Annotated in this window: 15 protein-coding genes; 5 read left to right on the forward strand and 10 right to left on the reverse strand. The window is 43.8% G+C overall.

The window, feature by feature from the left end; translation table 11 throughout:
- The 3 genes from BM305_RS18380 to istA all read right to left on the reverse strand — a co-directional run.
- Positions 1-257, reverse strand: a 257-nt coding sequence (locus tag BM305_RS18380; protein WP_143099223.1) for a transposase, incomplete at its 3' end; no start/stop codon positions are given.
- A 146-nt stretch (positions 258-403) separates the two neighbouring features.
- Entirely contained in the window at positions 404-1,186 is a 783-nt protein-coding gene (gene istB, locus BM305_RS18385) for an IS21-like element helper ATPase IstB (protein ID WP_092564390.1), read from the reverse strand.
- Complete coding sequence (gene istA / locus BM305_RS18390; RefSeq protein WP_092564392.1) at positions 1,179-2,396, reverse strand: IS21 family transposase; 1,218 nt, start codon at positions 2,394-2,396, stop codon at positions 1,179-1,181. Before istA ends, istB begins: the two co-directional genes overlap by 8 nt.
- Before the next feature lie 597 nt (positions 2,397-2,993).
- Here istA and BM305_RS18395 point away from each other — a divergent pair.
- On the forward strand, positions 2,994-3,491 hold the full coding sequence (locus BM305_RS18395; RefSeq protein WP_092564394.1) for an RNA polymerase sigma factor: 498 nt from the start codon (positions 2,994-2,996) through the stop codon (positions 3,489-3,491).
- Between the two features lie 52 nt (positions 3,492-3,543).
- On the opposite strand, the gene BM305_RS18400 is transcribed toward BM305_RS18395, so the two are convergent.
- From BM305_RS18400 to BM305_RS19290, 6 genes are all read right to left on the reverse strand, one after another.
- Positions 3,544-5,535 carry a DNA polymerase gene (locus tag BM305_RS18400; protein ID WP_092564396.1) on the reverse strand — a complete coding sequence of 664 codons (1,992 nt, stop codon included), beginning with the start codon at positions 5,533-5,535 and terminating at the stop codon, positions 3,544-3,546.
- Positions 5,536-5,591: 56 nt separating this feature from the next.
- A complete protein-coding gene (locus BM305_RS19285; protein ID WP_177214808.1) occupies positions 5,592-5,744 on the reverse strand; it encodes a hypothetical protein in 153 nt (50 codons plus the stop codon).
- Positions 5,745-5,814: 70 nt separating this feature from the next.
- Positions 5,815-6,378 carry a DUF2815 family protein gene (locus BM305_RS18410; RefSeq protein WP_092564400.1) on the reverse strand — a complete coding sequence of 188 codons (564 nt, stop codon included), beginning with the start codon at positions 6,376-6,378 and terminating at the stop codon, positions 5,815-5,817.
- A 14-nt stretch (positions 6,379-6,392) separates the two neighbouring features.
- Positions 6,393-7,517, reverse strand: a complete 1,125-nt coding sequence (locus tag BM305_RS18415) for a DUF2800 domain-containing protein (protein WP_092564402.1) — start codon at positions 7,515-7,517, stop codon at positions 6,393-6,395.
- Complete coding sequence (locus tag BM305_RS18420) at positions 7,514-7,843, reverse strand: hypothetical protein (RefSeq protein ID WP_092564404.1); 330 nt, start codon at positions 7,841-7,843, stop codon at positions 7,514-7,516. Before BM305_RS18420 ends, BM305_RS18415 begins: the two co-directional genes overlap by 4 nt.
- Positions 7,827-8,003: a hypothetical protein gene (locus BM305_RS19290; protein WP_177214809.1), complete on the reverse strand. Its 177-nt coding sequence runs from the start codon at positions 8,001-8,003 to the stop codon at positions 7,827-7,829. The genes BM305_RS18420 and BM305_RS19290 overlap by 17 nt, the downstream gene beginning before the upstream one ends.
- A 303-nt stretch (positions 8,004-8,306) precedes the next feature.
- Between BM305_RS19290 and BM305_RS18425 the strand changes: the two genes are divergently transcribed.
- The 4 genes from BM305_RS18425 to BM305_RS19690 all read left to right on the forward strand — a co-directional run bounded on the left by BM305_RS18425 (position 8,307) and on the right by BM305_RS19690 (position 11,555).
- Entirely contained in the window at positions 8,307-8,765 is a 459-nt protein-coding gene (locus BM305_RS18425) for a DUF7768 domain-containing protein (protein ID WP_242940594.1), read from the forward strand.
- The gene (locus BM305_RS18430) at positions 8,756-11,008 is read left to right on the forward strand and encodes a phage/plasmid primase, P4 family (protein WP_092564406.1); all 2,253 of its coding nucleotides are present in this window, start codon (positions 8,756-8,758) and stop codon (positions 11,006-11,008) included. The genes BM305_RS18425 and BM305_RS18430 overlap by 10 nt, the downstream gene beginning before the upstream one ends.
- 153 nt (positions 11,009-11,161) lie before the next feature.
- Entirely contained in the window at positions 11,162-11,443 is a 282-nt protein-coding gene (locus tag BM305_RS18435) for a VRR-NUC domain-containing protein (RefSeq protein ID WP_092564410.1), read from the forward strand.
- On the forward strand, positions 11,424-11,555 hold the full coding sequence (locus BM305_RS19690; RefSeq protein WP_272481973.1) for a hypothetical protein: 132 nt from the start codon (positions 11,424-11,426) through the stop codon (positions 11,553-11,555). Before BM305_RS18435 ends, BM305_RS19690 begins: the two co-directional genes overlap by 20 nt.
- Here the strand turns inward: BM305_RS19690 and BM305_RS18440 are convergent.
- On the reverse strand, positions 11,539-11,833 hold a 295-nt coding region (locus tag BM305_RS18440; RefSeq protein WP_143099224.1), incomplete at its 5' end, for an IS3 family transposase. The two genes, BM305_RS19690 and BM305_RS18440, sit on opposite strands and share 17 nt — an antisense overlap.

Raw genomic sequence — 11,833 nt, forward strand, 5'->3', positions numbered from 1 at the left:
GCTTGCTTTAAAATATCATTCTCCATTAATAACTGTTTATTTTCTTTACGAAGGCGAATCAACTCATTTTCTTCGTCAGTTCTGTTATCTTTAGCCTTAAAAGAACCTGTATTACCATAGTCATTTGTCCATTTCACTACTGTTGATTTAGCCAGTTGATATTCTCTAGCTATTTCTGCTGCTGGTTTACCATTTTGCCTTAATGCGACTATTTGCTTTTTAAAATCATCGGTGTAATTTTTTACTTTTCCTGCCATGATAGTTATCCTCCATTTTTCTCATTATATCATGACCGAATATGATTTGTATAATTTATTATAACCTATTCAGTTTAGACCGGATTGTGTCAACGCCGGAATCAATTTGACCGAAAACGCCGGAAAAAAATGACCCAAATCGCCGGTCACCCTACCGCCGGAATGTTCGCCGGCGGCGTAACCTGAACACCGGATTTCAGGCGGTCTTTAAGACGATATGTTTGTCCTCGAATATTGATTACATGAGAATGATGTAGCAGCCTGTCCAGTAATGCTGTCGCGATCACAGTATCACTTAGCAATTCGCCCCAATCACTGAAGAACTTGTTGCTGGTAAGAATGATGCTACCGTGTTCGTAACGTTCCGAAATAAGTCGGAACAGGAGTTCGGCTTCCTGCCGATTAAGCTGCATGTAACCGACTTCGTCGATGATTAGGATTGCTGGTCGCAGATACACCCGCCAACGTTTCTCCAAACGGTTTTGCTGTGATGACAGCTTCAAATCTTCAATGAGCCGAGCTAGGCTGGTGTAGTAGACCGTCAGTCCGGACTTCAGCGCTGTCATGGCTATACCGACAGCGAGATGTGTTTTTCCGACGCCAGGCGGTCCTAGCAAAACAACATTTTCAGCTCTGGCCGCAAATGATAGGGTTGCCAGCTCATCAATTTGGCGTTTATCAATACTGGGCTGAAAGCTAAAGTCGAATTCATCCAACCCTTTTCTATGTGGTAGCCGCGACATCTTAATTCTTGTCTCTTCGCTCCGACGGCTACGTTCGTTCTGTTCCAAGATTAACAGTTCACTAAGGAACCGGATATATGTATGTTTATCATGTAAAGAACGTTCTATCTGTGCATCTAGAAGCTCGGCGGCAGTACCAAGCCCGAGGCCGCCCAATAGTTCTCGAGTATGCTCCAACTCAACCATGGGAGACACCTCCCAACAGCTGATCATAAATACTTAGTTCGCGTATCTCAACAGCACTATTCCGCTGCTGGGCGCAGGGATAGGGCGTAGCAATTCCTTTTCGCTCAGCGAGTCCCTCGTACTGACCCTGGAGATAGATGATGCTCCCAGAACGATATTGTATCTTGTGTTTAGCCAGCAAGACTTCACCGTAGTAGATTTCAAGAAAGCCGGAGCACAAGCGCACTTGAACCTCTTTTCCGCTGTACTGCCAGGGCACACCGTAACGGACACCGTCAAAGCTCACCATCCCGTCACGTGTCACAATTCGACTTTCCCAGCGGTATTTATCCAATACCGGTTGTGATGGCAGTGTTTGTAATCCTTCGTGGATGAGTTCCTGCAGAGGAATCTTTCCTGTGGTGCCGTGCGGTTTTTCATCTACCATTCTGCACCAATCCAACGCCTGAAGATTCAGGTCGGAGAGATCTTCAAACTTCCGTCCTGGCAGGAAATTGTCTTTTACGTAATAGACAAGCCGTTCTACCTTTCCTTTTGTCTGTGGAGAACGAATCCGACACACCTTTGGGGTAAAACCAATATCCGCCGCAAAATCTTCAAATCGTGTGTTCCACAACGGTTTTCCCGCCTGACGTCCCACGACAACAGTTTTCATGTTGTCTGTCAGGACTTCCTTTGGTACACCGCCAAAGTATGAGAAGGCGTTTACCATACAGCGCTGCAAGCTTTTTAGATCGCATCGGCTGGTAAACTCTACATACTTGACGCGGGAAGTTCCGAGTATCATCACAAAAGCCGGGACCTTGTGAAGGATACCACTGCTGTCGGTATATTGGCATATACCCCAGTCCATCTGTGCTTGTTTGCCACTTGGCGTCTCAAAACGTCTGGTTGCCGGTAGCGATTTAGCTGGTCGGAAAGGATGTACGTATTCTTTGAGGATTGTAATCCCACCCTCATAACCGGCGTCCTTAAGCCTTTCCAGAAGTACAACGCAGTTAAATATCCCTTCACTCATTAGCTCGTGTAGCATTGGCTTGAAGCTATCCAGCTTTGAAAAACGGTCAATTTTTGGTGGCGGTGCTCCTTGTCGCTCTATGTATTTACGGGCGGTATTCTTGGAGATGCCAAGCTCCATCCCGATGGCATAGGCGCTTTTCCCGTGTTGTGCCTTTTCACGTATCATGAGTATTATCCCACTCCTTAGCATCGGCATCACTCCACAATCTCTTTTTGATTATGGTAGCCGTTATTTTTGAGTGGGTCAATTTTCACCGACGATTTGGGTCAATTATATCCCGGCGATAACAATTGTATGTCCGGTCTAAATTTTTTTTGAAATTTTTTGATGAACTTAGTTCATCAGATATTTATTTGTTGTTAGTTATAAAAGCAACTTTTATTTTTAAATAAGGAACAGTGCATATGAAAATATGTACTGTTCCTTATTTTTTTGTCTCAAAAACACTATTTGCATGAAAGTGATCTTGCAAAATTAGTGGATTTTCAAAGTTAAGAAATAAAGATTGTCCGTTATTAAGGCTTTTTGATGTTGAACTTTATTCAACGGGCAAAAAAGCTAGAAATTATAAAATGAAATTACAAAAAAAATATTTCAATGCCTGATTTGCAATAAGGCAAAGGATACATATTGTCTCGCACCAGTCCGTAAGGACTGTGGCGGTGCAATAGAAGTACCCTCCCCTTATTGCGCTCATTTTCAGGACAAAAGGGTCTGTGTACTTCTGCACAGACCAATTTTTGTATCCTTTGCCGCCAATGCAGTCCAAGGCGGGAAGGACAAAAAATGTTAAACACAGTCAATCAAGAAACTAAGCAGTACTACCTCACCATCGATGGCCAAGAGGTAACGGTAACCGAAGAGGTGTACAGAGCCTACAAACGTCCGATCTGGGCTGAACACAAGCGTAATGATCGGCAGAAACTCTGTCAGGTTAGTGACGGCAAGGGCGGCCTGAAAAGATGCACAGAAGATTGCTCCAAATGCAGTCGTACTAAGGAAGGTAACGTCCTTTCACTAGACGGACTCGAAGAAGCTGGATACAGCGTTGAGGACCGCACACAGGATGTTGCAGAGATTGTTGCAGAAAAGGTGCTTCTTGAAGAGCTTTTTAAGGCTCTCGAAGAACTAGACCCCAATAGTCATCGTATCTGCAAACTACTTATGGAAGGCTGTTCGAAGCGAGAAATTGCTAGAATTATGTCAATTCCGCAGTCAAGTTTTGAGTACCAGCTTAAAAAGTTGATGGCATCTTTAAGAGAGCGTCTGGAAAACTATATCTAAAACGTAAAAGAATAGACGGTACTGATGTAAAAGTCAGTACCGCCTTTCTGTTTTAATCTTTCTTATAAAACATTGTCTCATAGCCATCGGCCCTAAGAGCCAAACCTTTTATCCAAGGTGGCGTTCGTCCCATCTTCTCACAAACTGCTTTAAGGGAGACATCTATGCTGCACTCAATAATTAGCTCGTCATGGACATGACCACAGATTAAGCAATGGCTGAGTGTTTTCATAGCGTAGGCCAGGATATCCCGGCTGATTGCCTGGACAACATTTTCCGTAAACTTCGGCCCGTAACTTTCTATGCGTTCCCACTTCTTAGTGTTGCCGGTTCCTTCGTAGGTGACAGACTCACCACCGAACTGGTTCTGTTCGATCTTAGGTTTTACATAGGAAAGTCTCCTGCCGGAAGGAAGCTCAATAAAAAGCATACCCTTCTGGTAGTAGAAATTAATGCCATGTGTTTTAGTATGTGTTCTTAAACGAACTGCCTCTTTAACATTTCTGTCAACATCCCACCACAGCTTTGTAATCTTCGGGTTTGATGCTCTCCAAGAATCAACCAGCGGCTGCAATTCTTCTTCAGTAAGGCCCATTTCCAACGCACCCATAGCCTTAAGTGCTCCAACACTGCCGCCATATCCAAGTGCCAATTCTGCGATTTTCCCTTTTTGACGAAGGTAGCTATTAACACCATGCTTTTCAACTGGTACATGGAACATAGCAGAAGCAGAAGCACAGTAGATATCACCATTGTTTTCAAATACATCTAATCTCCATTGCTCCCCAGCTAAGAAGGACAGAACCCTAGCCTCGATAGCACTGAAGTCGCACACAATAAATTTGTATCCTGACCTTGGAATAAAAGAGGTTCGGATAAGCTGAGAGAGTGTATCCGGCACATCCTCATAAAGAAGTTTTACTGCATCATAATCTCCGAGCTTTACAAGGGAACGCGCATCTTCCAAATCAGGGATATGGTTCTGAGGAAGGTTCTGCAATTGTATATGCCTGCCTGCCCAGCGACCAGAGCGTGAAGCGCCATAATATTGAAACATGCCGCGAGCCCTGCCATCTAAACAGACAGTATTCTGCATGGCCTGATATTTTTTAACACTGCTTTTTGCAAGTTGCTGGCGAAGTAGAAGTGCGTCATGCTGATCCTCCGGTGCAGTCTTTATAAGAGCTGCGACATTCTTTTTAGCAAGCGACTCGGTCTCAACACCATTATCAGAAAGCCACTGTTTTACCTGCATGACGCTGTTTGGATTATCAAGATTGGTTAGTTCCTTCATTGCAGCAGTGAGTTCCTCTTTGGATTTCTCATCGAAGATGATGGCATTTTTAACGACGCCCATATCAAGCAAGATGCCTCTGTCATTAATCTCTTGATCCAGATGGTATTCATCCCATACAAACTCAGGTACGGGATAGCTTTCTAGTCTCTTCTTAACTGCCTGTTCGACCTCAACATCTCGGATATTATATTTTTTAAATAGGGACCACTTGGCCATATCATGTTCAGGCAGGTTACGTGTGCGGCCACCGTTTACTTTGGTGGGTTTGCAAGGAACACAGAAATATTTGATGAGGTCTTTGCCTTCTTTTAGCTTCTGTTCTCCGAGCTTAAGAACTGTACCTACACCTTCAAGTGAAAGCGGTAAGCCCATATAAGCTGACCATATCATGCTGCAACGCCAAGAGGATGGATCAAGGTAACTTCCAACAGTGTCCTCCGGGGTGCTGTAGCTACAGAACTTATCCGGGTAATGTTTACGAAGCCAATAGGATAAACAGACACGTTCGAAGGAGGCGTTAAAGGCCCATTTAGTTATATTATCATCGACTAATGCATTTAATACCTCTTCTGGGACTTTCTCACCTAAGACCAGGTCAATAACGTGAACCTCACCGCCATTAATTGCGTAGCCCAACAGGAGGACTTCAAAGCTCGGAGATTCTGCATAGCGATAGACGCCACACTTACCAAGGTCCACATCTGAGTAAGTTTCAAGATCAATAGAAAGTATTTTTATATCTTCCATAACATCCTCCTTTCAAAAGAATAAGGGCGGCAGCAGGAGTGCCACCGCCCAAGCAATTAAAACTTATCAAGTGGATCAAAGTTTTTCTTTGCTTTTTCTCTCTTGTGCTTTTTGATGGCGTCATTAATTTCAGTTACGACCCAGAATAGGGCTCCGATGATAAACACGCCGTATAAAGCAATAAGTTCAATAACAAGAATAGTTTCCATGTGATTTACCTCATTTCTTTGATTGTCTAAGGTGGCAGGTTTTCCTACCACCCATATTGTCAGTTGCCGTTTAGGAAAGGAAGTCTTCATCATCCTCAGTAGCGAAGTCGTCTTCAGCGTTTGACTTACCGCCAAGATGTTCACCATCACGGATTTTCTGAAGGTTATTAAGGGAACAAGCGATACCCTTATTTCCATTGGTGTTGAATGCGTAGAAATTTACACTGGCACGACCGTAAACACCGGAATAAATCTCAGAGCGCTCGATGATAGGCTGACGGTCTGCATCTACGATGCCAGGTGCAGAGCTGTTGTTGGCATTCATAAAGTAGGCGTTTGCGTAAGTGGGATCATCAGGACGTTCTACATCGCCATCGCGAAGAGGAGTCTTAAGGGTTGAAAGAGGCGGTACTGTACGACCATTGCCTTTGAGCTTGCCTTCTCCTTCGTGGTAAGCCGCTTCTATTGCAGCTTTAATCTTAGCGATGGTCTTCGTGTCGGACTTAGGGATAATGAGAGATACACTGTACTTAGGGGTGCCACCATTTATGGATTTAGGCTCCCATGCATTCACATAGCTCCAACGGGTATCAGGGCCAGTAACTACTTTCAACAGATTAACTGTCTTTGTCATGATTTATTTCCTCCTTAATTTTCATCAAAATCTTCAAATGCTGAGTTGAATTCAGGTCTCTTGTCATCAGCGGTAACAAGGACCGGTTTTCCAGGCGGCTTAAAGGTTAGACCACCGAGAATATCTTCAAATGTCTTCTTACCGAGAAGTGCTGTCATGGCGGTAATGCCGAGCAGTTTCTTCTCATATGGGTCTTTACCGGCTGCAATAACGACATCAGCTACTGCAGCTTCGTCGGTGTATTTTCTGTTGGAACGACCGGTGACTAACTTAAAGCCTTCAAACTTGGTACCGTTCAGAGCTTCCTTCAGAGCATATTCCTTGACATCATTGGCCCAAGATACCAGCTCGTCTGCTTTGGTCAGGATAGCTGCGATCTCATCGTTATCGAGAGTGGCAGGCACCTCAAAGTCATATTTTGCGAGCTCCAGATTGTATTCAGCACGCTTCCTGCAGGTTGCTTTGGCCTTACAGAACTGGCAGTGCTCGCCAGCCTTGTATTCGCCCTCACCTTTGATAGCAAGCTGTGCAGTAGGAGCCAATACTTCCTCAGCCCACTTGATTAATTCACTCTTAGAGATGATGTATTCGCTAATGTTTTCTCTACGCGGCTGATAGATGACCAGGTGGATATTGTCGATGTCGTAAATGCCATCGAAAAGAGCCAAGCCTCCAAGTGCATAGCAGAACATTTGTGGATTTCTTTCCGCGGATACCTTGATTCCAAGTCCGTATTTGTAGTCAATTACGGTAAGAGTGCCGTCTGCGATAATCAGACAGTCAACATGGCCATAGCCTTCCGGGACATATTTCGAGAAATCGAGTTTCTGCTCAATAAGTATCTGAGGATCAGCACAGGTTTCTTTTGCTTTCTCAAGCTGTTCAAGTACAAAAGCGGCATAGTATTCAGCGTGGCTGTTCATTTCCTCATCGTAGAAGCTTAAAGATTCAGTCGGGTTCTTTGTATCAAGTCCCAGTAATTTTTCAAGCTTGTACTGCGCAAGTGCATGGGCATCAGTGCCTTCCTGTGCAAAGCTGCTGGACGCATCTTCAAACTTCTTACTAAGTAGCGCCGATGGTGGGCAAGCAATCCACTTGTGTGCGGATGAAGCAGATAGTAGTGCATGTTTTATGCTCATTTAATTGCCTCCGCATCCGCAAGTAATGCGGCATACTGTGACGGGTCTACGCTGGAGAGCTTCTCCGCACCGTATTTTTTCAGAAGTCCTTTAAGCGCTTCTGTGTATCCGGCTCTGGACATTTCTGCAAACTTCTTGCGAACATCTAAGAACGAATACTCTGGTTTCGGTTCCTCTGTCGGTATCACGGGTTCTTCCATAACACTTTCGGGCTCGTCACCTGTACTTGAGAAAATTTCTGTAAGTGAGTCTGCAATGTTAATGAGGGTTTTGCCGCAGTCCTTAAGTTCAGAGAGAACCTGACTAAGTTCACTCATCTTGCTCATTTGGAGTACCTCCTTCCTTCTTTTCTTGTTCCTTTGCAGACAAGGCTTTGATTTTCTGAGCCAGTCTCTTGGATACAACGCTTATGGCTGTGAGGGTGTCAGCAAGTTCTTCATCAAACTGCTGATCTTTTGAAGCCTCTACATTCGTCTGTGTCTGCATTTGTGTTACCTCCCTTTCCGAGAGGAGTGCTCCCTCTCTAATAGTCCCAGGACAGTTTTGTGTGGTTTGTACGAAAAATCTTTTGTGATTTTTTCAGGCCACACATTTTTCATGTCCTTCACTAATCCCAGGACACTTAAAGCGGAAATGAACGAAAAAAGACAGCAGATTTTTTAAGTCTACTGTCGCTTATATAAGGAAGGAAAAATTTATTTTCAAAAGTTCGTTCAAAGCGGTGCTTTCTGTCCTGGGACTGGTAGAGGGACTTTTATGCCGCTCGAATCTTAATAAGGAGGTTCGCTTATGAACGAACAGATGAGATGTAAATATGGTACTGGCGGAGTGGATAAGAAAAACAGTGAAGGCTATCCCGACCCTACCGCATACGAGGCGCTGACAAACATCAAAAAGGAAGACAAGGTCTTCAAACCGCTCGTGTATATCTGCTCACCTTATGCGGGTGATGTAGAAAGAAACACTGAAAGAGCCAAGGTTTATAGCCGATTCGCTGTTATCGAAAGAAATGCTATCGCCTTTGCACCACACCTACTTTTTCCTATGTATCTTTCGGATGATGATCCTGCGGAACGTGAGCTTGCACTTTTCATGGATATAGTCTTCTTAGGCAAATGCAATGAGTTGTGGGTGTTTGGTGAAAACATCACGAAGGGCATGCAGATGGAAATTGATAAGGCAAAGAAGCGCCGCATGACCATTCGTTATTTTACCGAGGACATGGAGGAGGTTGAAACATGCAACTAACAATTTGTACTGCAAATTGCACCGGCAATCAGAAAAATTGCCTCTATCCAAATAAAAGAGTTATAACCTCGGCTGAAGAATTAAAAGAAGCTGCAAAGCTAGACCACGTTTGCGCGGAGTACAAGAACAACTATCGCAGTGCAGACAATTTCTTAAAGTCTGATGTCATCGTCATGGATTGCGATAATGATCACACTGAAAATCCGGATGAGTGGATAACGCCAGAGGCATTGGATGAAATTTTAATGGATATTTCATATGCGATTGCTCCCAGCCGTCACAATATGCTTTCTAAGGATGGAAAAGCAGCAAGGCCCAAGTTCCATGTTTACTTTTCTATAGAAGAGCTAACAGATGCGGAAGGATATGTGGCTATTAAAAAGGCTATCCATGCTCAGTTCCCGTTCTTTGATGATAACGCTCTGGATGCAGCGCGTTTTATCTATGGTGCTGATACCGGAGAAGTTATCTGGCATGAAGGTTGGCTCACGATTGATGAATTGCTGGAGAATGTTCCTGCACCTACAAATACAGGTCGTAGCAATTCAATACCTGAAGGTCAACGCAACAATACTTTGTCTCGTTTTGCTGGCCGCGTTGTAAAGAGATACGGCAGCACAGATAAGGCCCATGAGATTTTTCTGGAAGAGGCTAAGAAATGTGATCCTCCTATGGATAACGAAGAACTTACAGCTATCTGGAATAGTGCTATCAAGTTTGCAAGGAAGGTGCAAGGTCAGGAGGGGTATGTTCCTCCAGATGACTACAATTCTGACTTTGACTCGCTGAGACCCTCGGACTTTTCTGATATTGGCCAGGCAAAGGTGCTTACTCGTGAATATGGCAATGAGCTCTGCTACACCGATGCCACAGATTATCTTCGTTTTAACGGTGAGTATTGGATGGAATCACGGCAGCAGTCAGTAGGTGCAATGGAAGAGTTCCTCGATTTACAGCTTCAAGATGCCCTCGGTGAGGTGGAAAGCGCCCTTAATGCCTTAGTTGCTTTGGGTAAAAAGGAAGAAGATATTCTTGCTGGTGGCAAAAAGTATGAAGCTTCACTTTCAGGAGATCCATTAAAGGCATTTAAAAAGTATCAGTCGGCTATTGCTTACAGAACTTTTGTAATGAAGCGCAGGGATATGAAATATGTCATATCAGCATTGCAGGCTGCAAAGCCAATGCTGGAAATCAAGGTGAGCGACTTAGATAAGGATGAGTTCCTACTTAATACACCGGGTGTTACGTTTGACCTTCGCAAGGGTCTGGCCGGTGGTCGTGCTCCAGAGGCAGCGGATTATATTACAAAGCAAACAACAGCTTCTCCGGGAGATAAGGGTGAGCAAATTTGGTTAGATGCTTTGAACACCTTTTTTTGTAATGACCAAAAGCTGATTGATTACGTTCAACAGATTGTTGGCCTTTCTGCAATCGGTAAAGTTTACCTCGAAGCTATCATCATTGCCTATGGCGGAGGCCGCAATGGCAAGTCTACCTTCTGGAACAGTATCTCAAGGGTGCTCGGCTCCTACAGTGGTGCTATCTCAGCAGATACACTTACAGTTGGTTGTCGCAGAAACGTAAAACCTGAAATGGCAGAGCTTAAGGGCAAACGCCTCATCATTGCTTCCGAGCTTGAAGAGGGCATGCGCCTGAACACATCAATTGTGAAACAGCTTAGCTCTACTGATGAAATCGAAGCGGAGAAAAAGTATAAGGACCCGTTCAAGTTTGAACCATCTCATACACTGGTGCTTTATACGAACCATCTTCCGAGAGTCGGTGCCAATGATGATGGTACCTGGAGACGTCTTATCGTCATTCCGTTTAATGCAAGAATTGAGAATAAAAGTGACATCAAAAACTACGCCGACTACCTTGTTAAGAATGCAGGCTCGTACATCATGAGCTGGATCATCGAAGGTGCAAAGAAAGCTATTGAGGCTAACTACCATTTCAGTGTTCCAGCATGTGTTCAGGAGGCCATTGAAGCGTACAGAGAAAACAATGACTGGCTTGCTTCCTTTTTGGAGGATTGTTGCGAGGTGGATAAGACATACCAGCAAAAATCCGGTGAGTTTTATCAGGAATACCGTGCCCATTGCGGGCGCAACGGTGAGTATACAAGAAGCACAACAGATTTCTATACTGCTTTGGAGACTGCTGGGTTTGAACGCAAAAAGACCAAAACAGGTAGCTTCATATATGGCGTGCGCTTAAAAGAGGAAGAGTTTCTAAGTTGAGTTGCACCGAGTAGCACTGACCTAATATGGTGACGGTCAGTTACGGTCATATATAGAACTTCGCATTAGAGAAAAATTTATAAAAATTCTTTATATAAGAGGTTTATGGGTAGACCTTCACAGACCGTCACCAATTTTGATGGAGATAAAGCGATGAGAGAAAAAGAAATAGAAAAGAAGTTAACTTTAGAAGTGAAAAAGCGTGGCGGGCTGGCTGTGAAGTTTGTATCTCCGGGCTTTGATGGTATGCCGGATAGAATCCTTCTAATGCCTGGTGGGATTATTGCCTTTGTAGAAGTAAAGGCCCCTGGCAAGCGCCCGCGCCCATTACAGATGGCAAGGCACAAATTGCTTAGGGCATTAGGCTTTTTAGTTTTTGTACTAGACGACGAGAGTCAGATTGGAGGGGTTTTAGATGCAGTACAATCCACATGATTACCAAAAGTATGCTATCAGTTATATCGAATCTCATCCGGTGTCAGCAGTACTGCTTGATATGGGTGGATTGTCAACACTTTTTTATACAATTTTTATTCGGTCATTTTAGATAAACGATATTCTACTGGAGTCATATAATTTAAGGCTCCATGAATACGTTTATTGTTATACCACTTTACATAATCACTTAATTCTCTTTTCAGTTCCTCTAAACTGCTAAAAACTCTTTTAAATGCAAATTCTGTCTTTATAATCTTATACCCTGCTTCTGCAACTGCATTATCATATGGACACCCTTTTTGGCTTAAGGAACGTTTGATTTTAAAGGCATTTAGAACCTCATCAATTATTTTATTTTTAAACTCGTTTCCTCTGTCTGTATGAAAA

The organism is Anaeromicropila populeti, assembly GCF_900112775.1.
Lineage (GTDB): Bacteria > Bacillota > Clostridia > Lachnospirales > Lachnospiraceae > Anaeromicropila_A > Anaeromicropila_A populeti.